Origin of the sequence: Atopobium minutum 10063974 (assembly GCF_000364325.1) — a bacterium.
In the GTDB taxonomy this organism is placed as follows: Bacteria; Actinomycetota; Coriobacteriia; order Coriobacteriales; family Atopobiaceae; genus Atopobium; species Atopobium minutum.
Window position 1 is genome coordinate 1 of the sequence record NZ_KB822534.1, and the last position, 21046, is coordinate 21046.

At 48.1% G+C, this 21046-nt stretch carries 20 protein-coding genes; 1 reads left to right on the plus strand and 19 read right to left on the minus strand.

Annotated elements, in window-relative coordinates; genetic code table 11:
- Nucleotides 1-165: 165 nt before the first annotated feature.
- The 19 genes from HMPREF1091_RS06720 to nagA all read right to left on the minus strand — a co-directional run bounded on the left by HMPREF1091_RS06720 (nucleotide 166) and on the right by nagA (nucleotide 19770).
- Complete coding sequence (locus tag HMPREF1091_RS06720) at nucleotides 166-1770, minus strand: S1C family serine protease (protein ID WP_002564053.1); 1605 nt, start codon at nucleotides 1768-1770, stop codon at nucleotides 166-168.
- Between the two features lie 179 nt (nucleotides 1771-1949).
- The gene (locus HMPREF1091_RS06725; RefSeq protein WP_002564054.1) at nucleotides 1950-2624 is read right to left on the minus strand and encodes a winged helix-turn-helix transcriptional regulator; all 675 of its coding nucleotides are present in this window, start codon (nucleotides 2622-2624) and stop codon (nucleotides 1950-1952) included.
- 200 nt (nucleotides 2625-2824) lie between these two features.
- The gene (locus tag HMPREF1091_RS06730; protein ID WP_002564055.1) at nucleotides 2825-4171 is read right to left on the minus strand and encodes a glutamine synthetase family protein; all 1347 of its coding nucleotides are present in this window, start codon (nucleotides 4169-4171) and stop codon (nucleotides 2825-2827) included.
- A gap of 550 nt (nucleotides 4172-4721) precedes the next feature.
- Complete coding sequence (locus tag HMPREF1091_RS06740; RefSeq protein ID WP_002564057.1) at nucleotides 4722-5183, minus strand: hypothetical protein; 462 nt, start codon at nucleotides 5181-5183, stop codon at nucleotides 4722-4724.
- Nucleotides 5184-5261: 78 nt separating this feature from the next.
- Nucleotides 5262-5756, minus strand: a complete 495-nt coding sequence (locus tag HMPREF1091_RS06745; RefSeq protein WP_002564058.1) for a hypothetical protein — start codon at nucleotides 5754-5756, stop codon at nucleotides 5262-5264.
- On the minus strand, nucleotides 5753-6784 hold the full coding sequence (locus HMPREF1091_RS08120) for a hypothetical protein (RefSeq protein WP_002564059.1): 1032 nt from the start codon (nucleotides 6782-6784) through the stop codon (nucleotides 5753-5755). The genes HMPREF1091_RS06745 and HMPREF1091_RS08120 overlap by 4 nt, the downstream gene beginning before the upstream one ends.
- Nucleotides 6772-7830, minus strand: coding sequence for a hypothetical protein (locus HMPREF1091_RS08125; RefSeq protein ID WP_002564060.1), 1059 nt, complete (start codon nucleotides 7828-7830; stop codon nucleotides 6772-6774). The genes HMPREF1091_RS08120 and HMPREF1091_RS08125 overlap by 13 nt, the downstream gene beginning before the upstream one ends.
- A complete protein-coding gene (locus tag HMPREF1091_RS06755; RefSeq protein WP_143273475.1) occupies nucleotides 7799-8113 on the minus strand; it encodes a hypothetical protein in 315 nt (104 codons plus the stop codon). The genes HMPREF1091_RS08125 and HMPREF1091_RS06755 overlap by 32 nt, the downstream gene beginning before the upstream one ends.
- A gap of 139 nt (nucleotides 8114-8252) precedes the next feature.
- Entirely contained in the window at nucleotides 8253-8480 is a 228-nt protein-coding gene (locus tag HMPREF1091_RS06760) for a hypothetical protein (protein WP_021736018.1), read from the minus strand.
- Nucleotides 8455-8970, minus strand: a complete 516-nt coding sequence (locus HMPREF1091_RS06765) for a hypothetical protein (protein ID WP_002564062.1) — start codon at nucleotides 8968-8970, stop codon at nucleotides 8455-8457. The genes HMPREF1091_RS06760 and HMPREF1091_RS06765 overlap by 26 nt, the downstream gene beginning before the upstream one ends.
- Nucleotides 8967-9182, minus strand: a complete 216-nt coding sequence (locus tag HMPREF1091_RS06770; protein WP_002564063.1) for a hypothetical protein — start codon at nucleotides 9180-9182, stop codon at nucleotides 8967-8969. Before HMPREF1091_RS06770 ends, HMPREF1091_RS06765 begins: the two co-directional genes overlap by 4 nt.
- Before the next feature lie 11 nt (nucleotides 9183-9193).
- Complete coding sequence (locus HMPREF1091_RS06775; protein WP_002564064.1) at nucleotides 9194-9844, minus strand: type II secretion system F family protein; 651 nt, start codon at nucleotides 9842-9844, stop codon at nucleotides 9194-9196.
- Nucleotides 9841-10770, minus strand: a complete 930-nt coding sequence (locus tag HMPREF1091_RS08130) for a type II secretion system F family protein (protein WP_002564065.1) — start codon at nucleotides 10768-10770, stop codon at nucleotides 9841-9843. The genes HMPREF1091_RS06775 and HMPREF1091_RS08130 overlap by 4 nt, the downstream gene beginning before the upstream one ends.
- The gene (locus HMPREF1091_RS06785) at nucleotides 10740-12077 is read right to left on the minus strand and encodes a CpaF family protein (RefSeq protein WP_002564066.1); all 1338 of its coding nucleotides are present in this window, start codon (nucleotides 12075-12077) and stop codon (nucleotides 10740-10742) included. The genes HMPREF1091_RS08130 and HMPREF1091_RS06785 overlap by 31 nt, the downstream gene beginning before the upstream one ends.
- On the minus strand, nucleotides 12077-13405 hold the full coding sequence (locus HMPREF1091_RS06790; protein WP_002564067.1) for a MinD/ParA family ATP-binding protein: 1329 nt from the start codon (nucleotides 13403-13405) through the stop codon (nucleotides 12077-12079). The genes HMPREF1091_RS06785 and HMPREF1091_RS06790 overlap by 1 nt, the downstream gene beginning before the upstream one ends.
- Nucleotides 13406-13448: 43 nt before the next feature.
- Nucleotides 13449-14162: a Flp pilus assembly protein CpaB gene (cpaB, locus tag HMPREF1091_RS06795; protein WP_002564068.1), complete on the minus strand. Its 714-nt coding sequence runs from the start codon at nucleotides 14160-14162 to the stop codon at nucleotides 13449-13451.
- A gap of 191 nt (nucleotides 14163-14353) precedes the next feature.
- Nucleotides 14354-15619 carry a ribosome small subunit-dependent GTPase A gene (gene rsgA / locus HMPREF1091_RS06800; RefSeq protein ID WP_021736013.1) on the minus strand — a complete coding sequence of 422 codons (1266 nt, stop codon included), beginning with the start codon at nucleotides 15617-15619 and terminating at the stop codon, nucleotides 14354-14356.
- Nucleotides 15620-15683: 64 nt separating this feature from the next.
- Complete coding sequence (locus tag HMPREF1091_RS06805; RefSeq protein ID WP_002564070.1) at nucleotides 15684-18365, minus strand: cation-translocating P-type ATPase; 2682 nt, start codon at nucleotides 18363-18365, stop codon at nucleotides 15684-15686.
- Between the two features lie 232 nt (nucleotides 18366-18597).
- Nucleotides 18598-19770 (minus strand): N-acetylglucosamine-6-phosphate deacetylase, encoded by a 1173-nt coding sequence (gene nagA / locus HMPREF1091_RS06810; RefSeq protein ID WP_002564071.1) that lies wholly within the window; start codon nucleotides 19768-19770, stop codon nucleotides 18598-18600.
- A gap of 225 nt (nucleotides 19771-19995) precedes the next feature.
- Between nagA and HMPREF1091_RS06815 the strand changes: the two genes are divergently transcribed.
- Entirely contained in the window at nucleotides 19996-21000 is a 1005-nt protein-coding gene (locus HMPREF1091_RS06815; RefSeq protein ID WP_002564072.1) for a 2-hydroxyacid dehydrogenase, read from the plus strand.
- The last annotated feature ends 46 nt before the right edge of the window (nucleotides 21001-21046 follow it).

The following is a 21046-nucleotide window of genomic DNA, read 5'->3' on the forward strand; positions in this document are numbered from 1 at the left end:
ACCGCGTGCGACCTACTAATATACACACCCCTTTTTGGGCTTGCAAGTACAAAAACTAGATTTGTTTCGATTCATATTTTGGACACAAATGTGAAGAGCGGCACCCCTTCTATAGGATGCCGCTCTTATAAAAAGTGACTATGAATTTGCTGGAATTTACAGCGCTTAGATGGCAAGGATTGTATTACTCAGTTCGGCACGACTGGCAATCATGCCACCACCTTTATTGCTTAACAGATCACTGAGACCGTCCGAACCCCGATTTTCACTGGAATTGTTTTGACCGCGAGGATCAGTGCCATCATTCGAGCCATTATTGACGTCGCCCTTTTGTGCAGTGTTGGATGCGGCGGCTTCCTGGAGTGACTCATCGGAGCCAAGCGTTACCTCAAAGCTTTTCTCCTCAGAACCACGCATGACCGTAACCGTGACCTTCTCGCCTACCTCATGAGAGCGAACCGCCAAAATAAGTGCATCGGCAGACGAGATAGTATCGTCGTTTACCTTGGTAATGACATCGCCTTCCTGAAGGCCGGCTTTAGCTGCGGGGCTGTCAGCCGTAACGTTCATTACGTATGCACCCTGGTTGACAGACAATTTACTGCGCGCGGCATTGTCTGCGGTAACGGTTTGCAAAGATACACCCAGGTATGCGTGAAGCACCTGCTTGCCCTCGATGATGGTCTTGGCAACTTTAACTGCATAGTTAGAAGGAATGGCAAAGCCAATTCCCGCGCTTGCTCCAGACTGGGATTCAATAATGGAATTGATGCCCACAAGTTTGCCTTCAGCGTTTACGAGAGCGCCACCCGAGTTACCGGGATTAATAGCAGCATCAGTCTGAATAAGGTTGGCATAAATGGTATTGCCAGAGGTAGAAGGCAACATAGTTGAGCGATACAGCGACGACACGATACCCGACGAGACAGACTGGTCAAGGCCATAGGGGCTACCAATACTCATAACCCAATCGCCTACAACCAAAGCGCTGGAATCACCAACCTCAATAGGCGTAAGCTTAGCGCCCTTAGGATCAATCTTTAGTACGGCAAGGTCGCTCGAAGAGTCAGAACCCACAACTTTTGCCTCGTAATTTATATTGTTAAGCGTTACCGTAATGGTTTGCGCACCATCGACCACATGGTAGTTGGTAAGAATATTGCCATCGGTATCCAAGACAACGCCTGAACCCACATATTTTTTGTTGCCAGAAGAAACATAGATGGAGGCAACAGAGGGCAGGCATTTTTTAGAGACCGCTTGAGCAGTAGTAGCTTTTTCATCCGAGGGACGAATAGAGATGGTCTGTCCCGCAGAGCTCATATTTGATGTGGTAGGTATATCGAGAAGCCCGCTAAACTTAAGACCACACACAATAGCCGTAGCTCCCACAGCACCACTTATCACAGAAATGAGCACCGTTCGTCTGCGGTTTTGACGGTTTTGCTTTTGGGAAGATGAGGTCTCGTTAGAAGTAGTAGCGCCATCAGTAGCAGCACCGGTGGGAACGGAAGCACCAACGGTAGTGGAAGCGCTGGCAGTAGTGGCGGCGCTTTCGTTTATGCTGGGTCCCTCCATGGTCTTCTCGGCAGCATGCGCATCTGGCCGCGGATCTGACGATTCGATAGATGGGATTGAGCCCATCGTGGCACGATTTGGGTTGACAGCCGTAGCGTCCTCAGGGGACGCGGGCGTAGTTGTAGATGGTTGAGAAGCGGTGTCGCCACCGTCCATTGGTGATGGATTAGGCTCATTGGAAATATCAGACATGGAGCACCTCTTTTTAATAATTGCGAACGGCCCACTCAATACGTATATATAGGATGTCCAATTTTTAGCTATCTTAAGAGATGATTTTTCTCAAACCGCAATTCCAACAAAAACATTGTTCTATTCTGTATATTTGAACTGCCGGCTTAAAGCATGGGCTGACGGCCTGCGTTGACGGCCTATAGCTTGAACAGATATCCAATACCGCGCACTGTAACGATATGACCAGCAATTTGAGGGCCAACCTTAGAACGAACGCGACGGATATGCACATCCACCGTACGCGTGCCGCCACAATACTCAAAGCCCCACACACGGTGAAGCAAGGTATCACGAGAATACGCACGTGAAGGATGTGTTGCCAAAAATGAGAGGAGCGAGTACTCCATAAGCGTCAAATCCACGGGCTTGTCGTCCACATATACCTGGTAAGTTGCCAGGTTGATAGTCATGGTGTCTATAGTGACAATATCTGACGGCGCACTTTCTTCTCCTGGCCAAAGCAGCTGAGAAACACGAACTTCCATCTCTGCTTCAGAGCAGTTGGAGACGACAAAATCTGTCTTAAACTGAACGGGAATCCTCAATTTGGACAAGGCGGCCTTATCCACCACCAAAAGCAGCGGCATCATTCCGTTATCCGAAAGATAGGCCTCTACCGTTCCAAAAAAATCACTTGCCACACCCGCAAGGTCTAAGATTACGAGGTCAAACTCACGATGAGAAGCAATTGCCTGTTCAAAGGTATCTGGAGATGCAATAAGTGCAGAAGCATCCAATGAGTGTGTAAGCTTACGCATATACTCACGATGACGGGAAGTCGTAGATACGTACAAAATCTTCCTATGATGCACGGACTCCACCTCCAACCTAGTATGGCAAGAAAGATGATTGATGTTGAGAATACCATAGCATCAGGCATCTGCTCTTGCTTGAATTATTGTGCACAGTAACCGCAAGTTTTAACTTGTATTCTACCGCTTAATTCAAGTGTTATTCAGGAGCGCATCTATACTATTTTATCGCTACTAATTTTGTATCATTCTCACGAGAATTAGAAGCCGCCGTAATAACGAGCGCGCTCCCAATCTGTAACAGAGGTTCGATACTCTTCCCACTCCCGCTTCTTGACCGTAAGTAGATAGCTAAAGATGTGCTCGCCCAGCGCTTCTTTCATAAGTGCACTGGTCTCGAATTTGGCAATAGCCTCACCAAGATCGCGGGGCAAAGGTTGGATGCCTTTGGCGCGTAGCTGCTCATCGCTCAGATTTGCATCTTCCAAAGTGGACTCAGGCTGAAGCTCTAGCTCTTCCTGAATGCCGCGCATACCAGCAGCCAATGTTACTGCAAATGCCAGGTATGGATTACAGGTTGGATCGGGGCTGCGCAGCTCAATGCGTGTAGCAGCCTGCTTACCAGGCTTGTGCGTAGGAATACGAACCAAAGCGGAACGATTCTTACGGCCCCAGGTTGCATAACAGGGAACTTCCCCGTTGGGAATGAGGCGCTTATACGAGTTGACTGTTGGATTAGTTACGAGAGAAAACTCCGGTGCATACTTGAGAACACCAGCAATATAGTGCTTTGCAAGACTCGAAAGGCCTATGCCACCCTCGAGCTTCTCGTCATCTGACCAAAACAGGTTGTTGCCATCATGATCCATAAAGGACTGATGAACAAACAAGGCCGAGCCGGGGATGTCGTTAAAAGGCTTGGGCATAAACGATGCGTAATGACCCTGATTATACGCCGACTCTTTGATGATCAAACGAGCGGTAACAATGTTATCTGCGCAGGTACGAGCCTCTGCATAACGCAGCTGGATGCCGTTTTGCGAAGGTGCAATTGAATGATAGGAATACTCTACAGGAATAGACATTTTCTCAAGGGCAAGCGTTGTGCTGCGACGCAAATCCTGTGCATAATCCGAAGGGGTTAAATCAAAGTAGCTAGCGCCATCCAACAACTGAGGTGTCTTATCATTGTCGAGATAGAAATAGCTGATGCCTGCACCCACATTAAGGAAATATCCGTGCTTTTCTACCTCACGGAAAAGTTTTTCTAACCGAGCACGGGAGTCACCGACAAAAGGCTTGTGATTAGGCGTTTTGATCTCACAAAACATACGAGCTACGCCATCTTCTTTAGGACGCCAGGGAAGCAGCTGGAAGGTTTCTGGATCGGGGAATGCAAGCATATCCGACTCTTCCAAAGGAACAAAACCATCTACTGCAGAACCATCAAAGCCAATACCCTCGTCGAAAGCCTCTTCTAGATCTTCTGGAGAAATAGCAAACGACTTTAAGTTACCTAACACATCGGTAAACCACAGTCGAATAAAACGAATGTTACGCTCTTCAACTGTGCGCAGTACGAAATCAATGTTCTGCTCGTAGGACATAGTCCCTCCCGGCGGATTGAAGCTGAGAATTTACCATCAAACATAGTAAGTGTGACACACAGATGTTTCACTCGTATTTCCAACGTATAGAAAAAAACAAATGGCTGTAGATTTCCGAAATACGGTAGTCTACAGCCATTACAGACTCATCGTTCATACGTCAGAGCATACCTACTACTTTTCAGAAGCGACCTTAGCTTCCATATTAGAAACCATGGATTCTGCTGCTGAACAACAGCTGCTCCCTCCACTATGGCTTGCACAGCTTGATGAACTTCCACAACCTGCGCACTGACCCTTAGAATGCCTGAGTGAGTGTACAGCTAGAGCAATAATTGCCACGACAACAGCAAAAACAACGATATCTACTGGAGACATGTGGCACCCCCAAACCTTGTAGTGTTAACTATGTGTAACTATACCCCGTTTTAAACAAATACGGTGCAAAAAATTTACTTGCTACAAAGCATGCAAAGTTCTTATTCCTCTATAAAAGTAAAAGACTCTCTAGCTAAAAATGCCGTAGATACACATGGTAGCGATGACTGTCTTATTGAACGGTAAATACAAGGTTGCTCAGGTTAATCTTTGTGCCTTTGTCCAAGCCAACTTTCTCACAGTGACCTGAAGCAGCATTAAATGTAAGCAAACAAATACCTTGATTACTACAGCCAAAAGACAAATTGACAGAGGGGCCGCATACCTGCAAAACGTACGGCGACTGTCCACTGGAATCGATGGTAGTTTTATCTGTAGTGGCAGGGATTTCCTGCAAAGCATAGTTTGCCTCTTTTTCTTTCTCTTGCGTTTGAGGAAGTTGCTCATACATATCAAGCGGGACTTCATCTGCCCCACCAATCTGTGGTGGTTCATATGTTTTTGTAAAATCGTAAAGGCATCCATAACAGATATCCATATCTGCAAAAAGGGTTGCCCCACAGCTGGGACATGTTTTTGTACGGGTTGGATCCTGCTGTGTATTTGCTGGCTGAATTGGAATCTCTGCCGTCATCTTGAATCCTCCTTCTTTAAACAAAAATGGATAGAGCACCAGGCAGTTAAAGCGACTGAAAAATCGGCTGCTTGTTTGCTATACCACCACCCCCGACCGGTATGGATCGACATGCAAACGATATTCATAGGTCATACATGCTGGCGGGCTAAAGGCAATGCCAGCAATAACAAAGCGAGAAGGCCAGGGTTTTATCCGCAAGGTACAAACATACTCATGAACTTTAGGTAAGAAACTAAAGCTCGTAGTAGCTATAACGAAGCGCTTGCGCTCGTAAACCTTTACGTCCACTTCTCCCAAATCACCCAACTGCATGTTTTTCTCGATAGCTTGCTGTACTGCTTGGGGATTACCGAGTTGCTGGGCACCAGAAGTGCCCGAGGTTCCTAAGTTGACAACGGCATGGGAGCATTCGGCAGAAAACTTCATTCCTAATTCAAGGTAACGAGCTAGGTTGAACACTACAAGCGACATGACCAGCACCACAGGCATGAGCACCGCCAACTCCACGCTCATTTGGGCATCTTTTTGCAAGGCCCGCGCTTGCGCCAAACGCCATACCTTCTGCCTCATGTAAGATCAACCAACTTTCTTACATCGACGTTAAGCGGAATGGAAAGTTCCGTCCCTGGTATGGGAAGGCTCGCAATCGTAAAGTACTCATCCGGCAGTTCATTAATGAGAACAACACCCATGGCCTGAGCAACTTGTTGAGTTGTTGCATGCGTAGGGAGCGCTTGAATTTTAGAACGCAGTGCATCCATACCACCAAAACCAGCTTGCTCAAGCACGTTTTGTGTATTGGTGAGCACAGGTTTTCTTGCCTGCAGATTGACTGGCTTAAAACCGGTCGCCTCAACTAAGTCAACCAGCTGATCTTGTAACATATGTGCAATTGTTCCGCCCACAACACCCTCAAGCTTCCCAAAAAACGAATCTGTAATTTGAGCCAAGGCGTCATACCCATCTGAATACGACATGAGCAGCTTGCCCCATACCATACAGATCTGTTTTGGTAAACCAGCGAGAAGCCCTTCATGCTTGAGTGAAATCCCGTCAAACAGGTGAGAAAGAACATTGCTCTGTTTATCTGCATTATCTGGAGCAAGGACTGCAGCAGAGATGGCCATCCCCGAGGGAAGATCTGGAGCTTTAATAAGCGGTGACTTGAGTGCGGGAGCTTGCGGAGAAGAACTTGCACGCGTTACAAATGCTATGCACCCCCAAGCACCAGGAGGACATAGTTGGGGTCGCGTAACCTTAAGTGCATCAAGAGCCTCTTCAAAGGCATTGCTCCCCTCTTGTGCTAGTTGTTTCATTTGTTTTTCTGCTTCTACCTGCTTGTTTTTCGCCTCCTGATACTGCTTTGCAGCACGGGCTATTTTTGCCCAATAATGCTCAAATCCATTATCGATTGACGTTGATGCAGCAGGTGTTTTACCAACATCGCTCGTCTTAAAATGACAGACTGGGCATTCTTGTACGATCCCTGCATCCAAATCTGCAAGAGATGCTAATCCCAAATACGTACCATTTGCTGCAGGGCAGTTAAGCGAGTAATGGATAGTGGGAACACCATTAACGCTGGTTATGGGCCACATTTTTTGGTATACAACTCGGTTTGTTTAAGCTCTTGAGTGTTTGAGGGCAACAGAGGTAAATCCAAATCAACACAGCCATCCTCAGCTTGGCTATAGTGACCTTCATTAAGTTTTTGAGAAGAATACTCATAAAATGCTACACGTGCTGCAGATTTTGATTCCTCTTCCACGTTTGAAGCTTGGGGACTCTCTGATAGATACCGTGCATGATAATACGCACGTGCACGGGAGAGAGGTACGCCAAAATTCCATCCATCACTTGAGGTGTAACAGGGGTTATCGCCTAATGAGATATGCGATAGTGCTTGAGCTCGTTGATACAAGCAGTAGGGGTCATCGACACAATCGGCGTGCCATCCCTCCAAAAGTGCAGCATCTGCTTGCTGCTTAGACTCTTCTGCTTGATCTGACTGTTCGGCCATTTTACCAGCAGAATCTTCGAGCTTATCAATATTTTGAGGACTCTCATCAAGCTCGAATTTACTCTGTGATGTTTGAGGAAACGGAATGGCTGCTCCAGAATATTCCGGTGAATCTGTACTGTTTGCTCGGATAACATCCGCCGAATTTTTGGCAACTAAAAATGGAAGTGAAGCTTCTATCTTTTGCAATCCAGAATTAGCGCTCTTAGCAAATTTTGAACGTGCATCCAAAATAGTTTTTGCAGTCTGTACCGTTTGTGCCCCTGCACCAGATAGTCCTGGTACAGCAGACAATACTAACCCTGCTCCACCAACTAATACTCCCGTTATTCCCATGCTCAAAACACACGAGTCAAGCACTTGTGCAATGGTCACATAGCCTGCAACAACATTTTGTCCAGCTAGGGCTGCACTATCTGCAATGGCCTGCGTTTTATGCGCCTTGGCCAAATACCATCCGGCGCCAACTGTAGTTAGTAAAAGACTCACGCTAAGTGCCAGAGCAGTAACCACTGCCAAAGAGGTATAGGCACCTGTTTCATGAATAAACAACCCCAAAGGGCCAAGGGCTTTCTTTTTTAAAGTTTTAGGATCATGAGTCCCATAAACTAATCCAGCTTTCATAGTCACCTCCCAACCAATCCGGTCTGAGCAAAGAATGCGCCGTAATGGTCACTATGATTCCTTTGTCATCGGTTTGCGCAAACAACCTGGATGCCGCATAAAACAAAGGCAATGGTTTTACATGGCCAGAGATGGAAACTTCGCCGCTTTTCTCGCCAAAACCCGAGCAGCTAATGTCCCAATCCTGCGCTCCTCCTGCATGAAAAAGTGACACTTCGGGAATGGCAGACAAACGTCTTTGTATATAACTCACAACAGCAGATTCATCTTGCGTTGTTTCCATACAGCGCAAAGCTTGATTGGCTGCAGACCACATGGTTGCTTGGGTATACATGAGACACAGCGGCTGTAAAAGACAAAGCAATAGCATCATACATATAGGTACAACAAAAGCTGCTTCTACACTCGACTGAGCATGCGTTTCAGAACAAAAGGACATCCTGCCACACCCCCACACTCCCCGGTTCACCAAAGGTAAAAGGCAGGGCTGTGAGGACGTGAGATAAAAACTTTCCATCACAGCTTGCATGAAAAATAGCAGCCAAGCTCATAAGAATTGCCATAAATGCCGTAAGCAGCAAAGCATACTCTACTGTTGCCTGCCCTGCTTGACCCCGTAAAAGATCAAGCTGCGGTGGTCGGATTTGCATATCGAGAAGCCCATTGCTGAGCCGTGAGGTGAACGGTTTTAACCTCACATTGATCGTTTTGTTTTTGAGACACAAAGACAATGTCCACCCACCCCTTTCCACAGGTTGTGCAACTCCACACCTTCCCACATAAGTCCAGATATCCAACTTGTGCCAGAACGCAATCCTGCCTTGCCTGGTAGGTCTGTAAAATAGATTGTGCGCAGGTAAAAAGCTCAGTTTGCTCGTAGCGTGTATCCACTTCACCAAACTCAGTAGTTTGCCTTGACAGTTCTGATACATCGTCGGTCAGCTTGTTTACGTCAGATTGCAAGGCTCGGCTAGATTCTGTCCTAGAAGCCGTTGTATCAGTTCCTGTGTTTGTCGCACCCACTTGCTTCGTAGGCGTATTGCTCATAGAGCACCCAAAACCAACTACAAGACAAACCAAGGCTAGTACTACCATGCCAGCTACAATCCAGAGCTTGTTCCTACCAATTTGAGGAATCATAGCGAGTTAATACCCTGCGCAATGGCATCCCAAAGCTGTGTAATCTTATCTTTAAACGACAGGATTGCCACAATAGCAATAACTACTAGCACACCAACTAAGATTGCATACTCAGTAGTTCCCTGAGCATCTTTTTCAGCGTGGATCGTGGCAATCAACCGCATCAGTTTGGTATATCCACGAGTCATTGCCGCCAACATCTGCGATTGCATAAAACTCCCTTCTATAGTTTTCCCGAAGCTGCACTGAGCAAGGGTCCTAAAATTGCTAACAACATTGCAGGTACGATGAGCGTTCCCAATGGAATAAGCATCTTGATAGGCACTTTTTCCACCTGCTCCTCCAAGGCATTTCTTTGTTCTTCTCGAATGAGTTCTGCTTGAGCAGCTAACACCCGTGTTAAAGGAGATCCAAAGCGCAAAGCTTCATCTACGGTATTTACAAAACGTGTCACTGGCTGTAAGTCCAGCTCTTGTGCCAATGCGCGCAACGCCTTGGTACGACTTTGCTCCCCTATTTGCCAACTCAATAAAGATCTTTGTAAACGCACAGACAGATCGTTATGAAACTTAGAACAATACAGATCAAGTGCCGCATCAAATGACATTCCCGCTGATAAGCCCAGGTTAAGAATGTCAAGAAATACTGGAAAATTAACCAGGCAATCTACTCTTGCTGCTTTAAGCTCTGTCCGCTTTTTGATACTTTGCACGTAGGGTAAGTTTTGCCACCAGGCTAACGCGGCAACAACTTGCTCATTTTGCCGATTCTGCGGTATGACCCCATATGATTTGGGTTTACGCATGATAACAAATGACCAGATGAACCCTACAAATAAACAGCCTGCAAACAAAGCCAGCTCAGGTGTAGTCATTGTGAAATCCCCTGCATGAGCTTTTTGATAATAAGCAGAGCAATCCCATCAAGCGTCAGAGCAATTGCTATGCACACCGCCCCCTGAAGAGTAAAAAGACCCTGCCTAAAATCTTGAGAAAATGCCGATAACACCAACAACATAAGAAAAGGAAGGCTACAAACAATTTTGACTGACAGACGTGCCTGTGCTGTCTTAGTGCGCAACAGACGTACAAGCCTTTCTCGTTGCTCTACCATCCGCGATGAAGTGGCCAAAATATCCCCAAGAGGGCTGCCTGTCCTTTGCGAAATTTCCAGAGCAATAGCTAGCAGTTCTCCGCCTGGCACTGAAATTGACTCATTAAGCTGTACCAATGCTTCTTGTATAGGCATGCCACAGCGCATGGAAAGAGCAGCTCCCGCAAAAGATTGGGCAAGCATCCCTTTTGCATGTATACCAACGTATTCCATAGCCTGAAACAATGTTTTTCCAGAGCGTAGAGCCAAAGACAGAGAACGTAAGATCTCAGGCATTTCTTGTTGCACGCTTTGAAGTGCTTGCTGCTTTTGTCTATACGAAAGCCATATTGCAGAACCAACACCAGCAACAATGGTAAAAAGTGCGGCAAGAAAAGGGCCAAACGCTAGACAGAGGAGCATAGAGAACACAGTACTTGCAAGTAGGTATACAGCTGCTGCGTCGGGGCGACTTATTGGAAAACCATGCTCTTCTCCCAGCTGTTGGATTTTCTCAAAAACAGACGCAAAAAAATCCTGCTGAGAAAACCAGATAATTGCGGCCATTTTACTCAAAGATGCTATTACAACTGGCAGCTGCTCTGTGGTTGTTCCTTGTGTAATACGCCTTCGGAAGTGACCCGGTACACAGACAAAAACTCCTATGCCAGTTGTAACTAAGGCGCCTGCCAGCATGATTGTTTCCATGAATCCACCTCCTTTTGAGAAAGCCTTCCTTCTTCCACGCACTTCTCTATAAACGACGGAACATAGAGCAGCTTCCAGTTGTGATTTGATACGTCATAAGAAATAAAATCTCTCGCTTGTATACCAGTAGAAGCTTCCCTAAAAACTTCTGCCGCCGAGGTAATAACGCGAGAGCCATCCGGAAGACGTGCGGACATGACGATAAGATCAAGAGCAGTTGCAACCTGCTCCTCAATGACATCTACAGGCAAATTCATGCCAAAACGAGCCATAAGTACCAACCGGAGCAGTGCTTCTTGAGCAGTACCGGCATGAAGTGTTGTAAGAGACCCATCGTGACCTGTATTCATGGCTTGCAGCATGTCAATACACTCTTCACCACGCACTTCTCCTACCACAATGCGATCCGGGCGCATGCGCAAAGCATTTTTTACAAGGTCACGAATGGTAATTTGACCAGTCCCCTCCAAAGAGGACTCACGCACCTCTAATCTAATGACATGTGGATGGGTGTCAAAGCGCAACTCAGCCGAATCTTCAATAGTGATAATGCGCTCTGCTGGATTGATCTCGCACGACAAAGCATTAAGTAGAGTAGTTTTCCCCGAGCCTGTACCCCCTGCAACAGCAATATCCTTGCGGCAACTAACCGCCCATGACAAGAGCTGTGCGTACCAGCCAGGTAAAGATCCCAAATGAACGAGTTCATGTAAAGACGTAATCCGATCAGAAAACTTGCGAATGGTCAGAATAGGCCCATCAAGTGCGACGGGCTTATTGACCACATTGACTCGGTAACCATTAGCAAGACGTGCATTTACAATCTGGTTTTGTTCATCCAAACGACGACCCAACGGTGCCAAAATCCGATCAACCACCATCAAGATTTGCTCTTCTGATTCAAATACGCGCTTTGCAGACTGCATCTGACCTTCTCGCTCAAAAAACAACGCACTTGGACCATTGACCATAACCTCAGTTACGCTTGCATCATCCAACAGCGGCTGTAAAGGGCCCAGACCTAAAATCTCATCAAGGACCTCTTTAATGAGCGAAGACTGGTTTTCTGCTGTAACACCCTCAAATGAATGCGTGTTCAAAATAGTCTGACAGGCAATCCCCAACTCGTTATATGCAGTGCCAATATTTGGCTCCTGAGCAATGCGTGAAATTGTTGACAAGCCCATAGTGGCAATCAACTGTTCCTTGAGCTGCTTGCGTAAGGCATCCCTTGACTGCTGCTCCTCTTGACCAGAACAAACTACCCCAGCACTTTGAGATTCTTGTACGCGGGAAAGCAAAGACATTATCCTGCCTCCCTCATACGCGCAAAGAATCCTTTAGATTTTTGGATGAAGTTCGCAGTGGATGCCTTTTGTGCATCCTCATTTTGGGGAAGACGTCCTAACTCGGACAATACTTTTGCAAGACAAATTTTGGTGGTACGCATAAATGCACCTTCTAGTTGCATCAAATTATCCGCGTGACCAGTACTTAAAAGTTCAGAGATTTCTACTCCACCATCTGCAACGCGTAATAATCGAGCAGCCTCTAAACCAATATCGGCTCTATACAAATGATGCTCATTCTTGCTACTTACATCACTTCTACTGGATACGCGCATAATACGGGTACGGGCTACACCCAAACGAACAGCCAGTGCAGCGCATCGAGACATGGCGCCCACAGCCCCATAACGATCATCGGAAACAAGAAGCAGCCGATCGCATATTTGAGCAGCCAGGCCAACACAATCAGTCCAAAACGTTGAAGTGTCTACCAGCACAAGATCATAGGTATTAGAAAGCGAGATCAATAAATTGTTAACAAGCGGTGCAACAGTTTCTGCCAATTCTGGCTTTGAGCAGGGTCCCCATAAAGTGATATTTTCCGCCACTTTAGTACCCGCTGCCAACAAATCATCCAGAGTTGTCTGCTTAATAAAACGAGCTAGATCTGTTCCTTGTTGCACGCCAAACATACTAAACAAATTCCCCGAACCAAGATCAAGATCAACCAGTGCAACCCTCAGTCCCCAGTTTGCAGCATGTAGTGCACTTGCACAGGCTAGTGTTGACTTCCCAACACCACCGCGCCCAGATGCAACAACCACAATGGGCGCACAACCCTGTTTACGAACACTTGCTGGCATAGTTGGTACGGGTTCTTTCGATGGCTTTTGCTGTACGGGTTTCTCAATTGCTGGCTCATCTAAATCCACCACTAGTTCGCTGGGGAAATCAGTGACAGCCTGTGTAGGCAACTCCTTTGCTTGTTGAGCTGTAACCGCTTCCCCAGCACTTATCTTCAAGTCTTCCAGACTGTACACACGTGCAATACCTGCACGGACAGCCCGAGACTTTAAAGATCCAGATGGCTTGATGCCAACTAAAACAACTTCATCTGCATATCCATCGCGCACAAGCGCTGCAGCAACATTAACCGCTGTTGGACCAGTGACCTCTGGCCCAACTACCACAGAGGCATGGTGTGGTGTTTGGCGCAACAATCGTTGACGAATGGCACTTGGACAGGGTTCATCAATAATCAGGGCACTCGGATGAAGCGCTCGTGTTGCAGATAAAACTTCTTCCCTATACTTTTGGCCCGTACAAACAAACCAAACGCTCGCCATCATGCACTCCTTACTTTTTATGCCGCGGGGTTGACATACGAGGCTATTCATCATCACTGCTTTGTTGCTCGTCACTCTCATGTGCAGCTACAACATCAGGGGCTGGCTGATTCTTCTTGCCAGGCAATGCAGAAACATCATTTGCGGGAACTACCAGCCGCAGTTGACCGGTTGCACTTATCGACAAAATTTTCTCTACATCCGCAACAGGGACCGCAAGCGTGAGCGATGATGACTGACTTTGCTGTTTAGATCCCACTGCCAGAATCAATACATTTGCCGAGATAAGCGAGGTGTCTGAGTCATGTATTGCATATGCAGCAACACTTGTTCCCGGCAAGGTAGCAGCAGACAGACCAATTTTATCCGTCAGGGGAATACTGAGGGCAACCATACCTTTAGGCACTTCAATGCCAGAACCGGCCTCTCTAAAGTTAAATTCAGAAAGCGGAGCGCCTGCACAAATAGGAACGGTTATTGTCTTTCCGATAATAGAATCGACATCTGTAATGGCTCCTTGCGGCACTAGCTCAGCCACCCAATCGCGCATTTGAACATCGCTCGAATCGATGGTTTTACCAGCCTCAATCGTATTTGTTGCAACAGCAACGTGTACGATTTCTCCCCCATATTTGGATAGGATTTCCGAGCGTGTAGCTTGGGCCTGCGCCTTAATCGACTGGGCATACGACAAAAACAGTACGCCAACCAGTACTGCACAGGCTATTGAGAAGACAACTCTAAATTTTAGTGACATGGCTACTCCGCACAACGAATCTAAGCTGTGCTTTACATTGTGTAGAAGCACCACGTCACACACATGGTGAAAAAAGGAAAGTCAAAGTTGGGCTGTCAGCAACCAAACAAGTATCCAACAGTCGGCAAACGGCAGCCACCCAACAAAAGTTTTGTTCGATTTTAAGAGCTATACAATAAGAGCTACACGAGCTATACAATAATATCTGGATCGAGCGTTTGCTTAGATGAACGCATCTCTGCAGCTAAAGCAAGGTATGCGGCAAGACGCTCTGGATAATAATCACCCGCAGCTGCATGAGCCAACACTTCACATCCAGGCTCATGCGTGTGTGTACAGTCTCTAAATTTGCAGCCTTGAGCTGCAGAAGCAATCTCCGGAAATGCCAGTGCCAAACCGCGCTCGTGTCCCACTAAGGGAAGACTACGTAAACCAGGAGCATCCACAATAATGCCCGCATGAGGAATTTGCACCATACGACGTGTAACCGTGGTATGACGACCTGCATCATCTGAGCTGCGCACAGCACCAGTTTCAAGAATTTTTCTGCCGAGAAGTGCATTGAGCAAAGTAGATTTACCTGCGCCAGATTCTCCCAACACAATTGCTGTGGTGCGAGGAGCAACAAGTGCCCTAACCGCATCAATCCCCCAGCTAATCTGGTCAGAAGCGGCACCTATGCTTACAACCATATCAGCATCCGCATTAGCAACCACACCGGCACTTACACCCGCGTCAGCGCCCTCACTTACGCCTATACCGGAATCCTCACCTCTGCGAGCACCCTCATCCGCACCCGCACTGGTAACCACAATGGGAACATCCGCACCAACTACACGCGTCAGTATGCGTAGCTGCTCTACCAGCTGCGCCGAATCACCACAGCGATCCGCCTTCGTAAGCACCACGGCAACACGCGCACCGCAATCAAGGGCAATAACCATAGAGCGAGCAATGCGATTACAATTCAAAGAATGCTCAGAAAGTGCTTGAGCGATAAGAACCAGACCAACGTTAGCTGCAAGTGTTTGATGCTCTCCTCGACTGTTGCCACGCCAGCGAGCAACATCACTCACACGTGGCAAAATTGCCTCAATCACGCCCATGTCATGCGTTTGAGGACGGCGTACGACCACCCAATCACCAACTGCCGCCTGAACCCGTGCGCTGCGAGATAGTGCAACGGAATACTCTGCCCTAAAAACACTATCGGCACAGGCAAGCGCCGGAAAACCGCGGTCAAGCCTTACCACACAGCCCAGATGATATTCTGCACGATTAACGCCATTCTCGGCAGCAAGCTGGGCAGAGGTATGTAAAAAGGCAGCACGCTGAGCCTCGGAAAGCGGGAGCGCATCAAAGCTCGGCACATCCAATAATGAAGAAAGCGCCGGTAGAACAACTTGATTCTTACCGGCACTCTTGCGATTGCGACTATGTTTGTTTTTTTGTGCCATATGCACTAAGTGTAGCGGTTCTGCGAGCAATTGTCCTTCTCGACCGCACGCGCCCGGGAAGCGACTAGCGATTGTCCTTGTCGATCGCACGCATAATGGCCTTTTCCAGCTCTACCAGCGGAATGATAAGAATGGCAAGACCCATGGCGATAAGGTACTCTGCAAGGTCAATTTTTGCAAAGCCAAAGGCCTGCGCCAGAGGCGTTTCTATGACCACAAAGGTGAGCAGCAGCGCTATAACAAACGAACCCCACAGCCAGATGTTTTGCGTCTTGAGGCTAAAGATGGATTGGCGGCGGCTGCGCATATTGAACGAGTGGAACATCTCAACCATGGACAGTGTCAAAAAGGCCATGGTCATACCTTCAATGCCAGCAGCGGGATTGGAAAGAACCTGAGAAATGTCCAGGGTACCGTACTCATACCAGTGACCAATAAAGTAGCTCACCAGGGTAAGCAGAGAAATAATGACACCCTGCACCACCGTGTCCACACCCATACCATTGGAAAAAATGCCATCCTTGGCGTCACGAGGCTTGCGCTTCATAATGCCGGGCTCTGTGTCCTCTACGGCCATAGCCAAAGCGGGCAGCGAGTCGGTAATAAGATTGATCCACAGCAGATGGGTTGGCTCCAAAATAGTAAACCCGATAAGTGACGCTATAAATACCGAGATAACCTCTGCAAGATTGGAGGACAGCAAGAACTGAATGCACTTGCGAATGTTGTCGTATATGCGGCGGCCCTCTTCTACCGCCCCAATAATGGTGGCAAAGTTGTCATCTGCCAAAACCATGTCTGCCACATTTTTAGTAACGTCCGTACCGGTAATACCCATGCCAATACCAATATCGGCACGTTTAATAGAGGGTGCATCATTGACGCCATCACCGGTCATGCCAACAATTTTGCCCTGCTTCTTCCACGCATCAACAATGCGCACCTTGTGCTCGGGCTGGACGCGCGCATATACACCATAACCCGCAATGGACTGGGCAAGCTGCTCATCGGACATATGATCCAACTCCGCACCAGAAATCGCCTGGCTACGATCAGAAATAATGCCCAGCTCCTTAGCGATGGCAACCGCAGTATCAATGTGGTCGCCTGTGATCATAACAACGCAAATACCAGCAGATTTTGCTTCTGCCACCGCATCTTTAACCTCAGGACGAACCGGGTCAATCATGCCGGACAGGCCGACAAAAACCATGTCATGTTCAAGATTTTCCGGGCTAAAATCACGGGGCTTCTCGGCACCCCAATCACGACGAGCAGATGCCATCACACGCAAGGCCTTATCCGCCATAGCCTTATTGGACGCCATAATGCGAGCACGCAGCTCGTCGGTCATGTCCACAACGCCATCTGCCGATAAGTACTTGGTGCAGCGGGCCAACACCACGTCAGGGCCACCCTTGGTATGCTGCATAAACCCATCTTTACCGCGCACAACCACGCTCATCATCTTGCGGCCGGAATCAAAGGGCGCTTCCCCTACACGAGGACGAGAAGCGCTCAGAAGCTCGGTCGTAAAACCAACTTTTGCAGCATCACTTACCAGCGCAGCCTCTGTGGGCTCACCAATTGCACACTTTTCATCGGCATCCCACTTGGCGTCAGATGCCAAAGCCATCGTACGAATATGCGCGATGGTATTATCGGCAAAGTGCTCTACCACAGTCATCTTATTTTGTGTAAGCGTACCGGTCTTATCGGAGCAAATAATTTGGGTGCTGCCCAAGGTCTCTACCGCAGAAAGCTTACGAATGATAGCGTTTTGCTGGCTCATCTTAGTTACGCCAATAGAAAGCACAATGGTTACAACTGCAACCAAGCCTTCTGGAATGGCAGCCACTGCCAAAGAAACAGCAATCATAAAGGTGCTGAGCATGAGGTCCATGTTGCCTAAAAAGCCCATACCGTACTTGAAAAAGCCGGTGAGAAACACAATAACGCTCACGCCAATGACCAGGCGCGTAAGAATGCTAGAAAGCTCGGACAGCTTGATTTGCAGCGGCGTCTGCCCCTCTTCTGCCTTGGCCAACGCGTCTGCAATCTTGCCCATCTCGGTATCCATACCCGTGGCAACCACCACAGCACGACCGCGACCAAAGACTACGGTCGAGCCCATGTAGCACATGTTTTTGCGGTCTCCTAGGGCAACGTCATCAGCATCTGCTTCCAGCACAATGCTCTTGGCATGCTTGGTTACCGGCACAGATTCACCCGTGAGAGCCGCTTCCTCAATTTTCATGGATGCGGATTCCAAAATGCGACAATCCGCTGGAACGGAATCTCCCGCCTCCAAAATCACCACATCGCCCACCACAAGCTCGGATGAAGGCACTTCTATCTGTGCGCCGTCGCGCACCACCTTGCTGGTAGCAGCTGTCATTTCTTGCAAAGCGGCCAGCGCTTCCTCTGCCTTTGATTCCTGTATAACACCCAGCACAGAGTTAAGAATGACAACAAACAAAATAATGATGACATCTGCAAAGTCCACAGACCCTTTGTACAGTCCCTCCAAAGCAGAAATCACTGCCGCAATAAGCAGCATAAAAATCATGGGGTCGGCCATCTGCGAGAAGAACCGCTTCCACACAGGATCTTTTTGCGCTTCCTGTAACTTGTTGGGACCGCTTTGCTGTAAGCGCTGCTGAGCCACGCCTGTGCTCAAGCCTTCAAGCTCACTGCTGCCCACTTCCGTAAGCACTTCTTGAGCCTCTACCAAATACTCCCTCATGGGTTCCTCCTTGATCGGGCTGTGGCCTCAAAGACCACGGTACAGTTCACCCATCCGTTTGATGCCCGATCATAATTCCCCATGTTGGGGCAAGGGCTCACCAAGCTAAAATCCGAGTGTCTCAGATGCTGTATTTTAGCAAATAAAAACGGGGTTCTCGACAGATTCATAGCCTATCGAGAAACCCCGCATATATTAGTTGGCATCTCTTATACGATACCAACCACACGTTCTATTTTTGCACCTGCAAACCGCCGACAAAGGTGTCAACCACCATAAGATCGGCATCCAAAACATTAAAGTCCGCGGAACGACCAGGCAACATCAAACCACAAATGTCATCAATGCCGGCAGACTTTGCCGCCACTTCACTTGCCATGCGGATGCCCTGCTCGGCAGTCACAACACTCCATTCAACGACGTTACGCACCGCCTGATCCAGCGTCAGAACAGAGCCTGCGATACTGCCCAAGCTACCGTCTGACTGCTTGAGGCGTGCCAAACCGCCCGTTAAACGAATGGGGAAATCGCCCAAGAAATAATCTCCCGCAGGCATGCCACCGCAACGCAAGCAATCGGATACCAAGACCACGTGCTCCCAGCCACGAGCATTGACCAGCGCCTGCACAGCGGCAGGTAGCACATGCATGCCATCGCAGATAAGTTCTGCGTAGGTAGACGCAGCCGTCATAGCGCACCCGACCAAACCGGGATTTCTATGATTCAGACCGCTCATGCCGTTATAGGTGTGCACAAATGCTGTAGCACCAGCAGCCACTGCAGCCATACCCTGCTCATAGCTGGCATCAGAGTGCCCCAGCGCCACCACAACTCCCATGCCGTGCAACGCGGTGCTGTACTGTAAAGAGCCCTCACGCTCGGGGGCAAGCGCGCTTTTACAGATCAAGCCATGAGCAGCTTCTTGCCAATCGCAGAACAAATCTATGTCTGGATCGCACATATGATCTGGGTTTTGAGCTCCCTTGTGTTTCTCGGTAAAGAAGGGGCCTTCCAGATAAATGCCGTCAATATTGGCGCCGACAAACCCGTCCTCACGCGCCTCCACTGCCTCACAAACAGCGGCGCAAGCGGCCTTAATCTGATCTGCTGGCTGAGTAAGCGTGGTGGCAACCCATGAGGTAGTACCATGCTTTGCTAGCTCTACACTTGCCTCATTAAGACCCTGCGCATCACAGTCCATAACATCATGTCCGGCAAAGCCATGAATGTGTGTGTCTACATACCCGGGAGCTACCCAACAGCCCGAGTAATCCAACACTTCTGCTCCCTCAGGAACTTCAGCTACTACCTCGCCAAACAGGCCGTCAACAACTTCCAAATAACCTTCAGAAGCCACATACCCAGGAAGAACAAATTTACTTGCTTTAACAAAATAACTACTCATTGCAGCCGTCCTTTTTGCAAGCCTCTATAGTAGTAATACACCTGTAATTCTACTCATTATTTGTTAGGTAACCAGTAGCAACTCTTAAGTAGTAACTCTTATTAAGAACGCTTACTAGAAACATTCATTAAGAAAATATTAAGAAAAGCGACTACACTAGAACTAAGAGCTGTATAGCTAGCTCTGTTTGCTCGCGTTTGCCATCACCAAAAGAAAGGAACGCGCATGAAAATTTTAGTCTTTGGTGCCAAGAGCTATGACATCGAATCCTTCAAGAAAGAGCTTCCCAACTATCCTGACATTGAGTTGAAGTACACCGATTCCAATCTCACGCCCATGACGGCGCCTCTCGCTAGTGGCTATGATGGCGTATGCGCCTTTGTTAATGACAATCTCTCCGCTATGACCCTGGAAATTCTCAGTGGTGTAGACGTGCAACTTATCTTGATGCGCTGTGCCGGCTTTGACGTGGTAAACGTTGGGTACGCCAAGGAACTGGGTATGACCATCACGCGCGTTCCCGCCTACTCTCCCGAAGCCATTGCAGAACATGCTATGGGCCTTGCTCTTACGGCAAATAGGCGTATCCACCGTGGTTACAATCGTATTCGCGATAACGACTTTTCGCTGGTAGGCTTGGTTGGAGAAACCCTGCACGGCAAAACTGCAGGCATCATTGGTACGGGCAGAATTGGCGCGGCATTATGCCGTATTTGTAAGGGCTTTGGCATGACGGTTTTGGGTTCTGACCCCTACCCCAACCAAAAGCTCATCACTGAAGAGCATGTCGTTGATGCCTATGTATCCAACGAGGAGCTCTTTGCGCGCGCAGACCTCATCTCTTTGCACGCCTTTCTCAATGAGGAAAGCTACCACATGATCAATGACGATACGATCGCCAGCATGAAGGACGGTGTCATTTTTATTAACACTGGTCGTGGTGGCCTCGTCGATACTCATGCCCTCATACGTGGCATTTTGTCGGGCAAGATTGGCGCCGCCGGTCTGGACGTATACGAGGAAGAGAATCCTAACGTCTACCGTGACCGCACGGATGAAATCTTTGACTCTCCCACCGCACAGCTTTGCTCGTTCCCCAACGTTGTCATCACCAGCCATCAGGCATTCTTTACGAGGGAGGCCTTAGCTCAGATTGCACACACTACGCTTGCAAACGCACATGCCTATGCTACCGATAAGAACTTTATTGAGTCCAGCATTGTTTGCTAGATGTATGTTGATGCCCTCTTATGCCTCTGAGCGCGGTATACTTTTT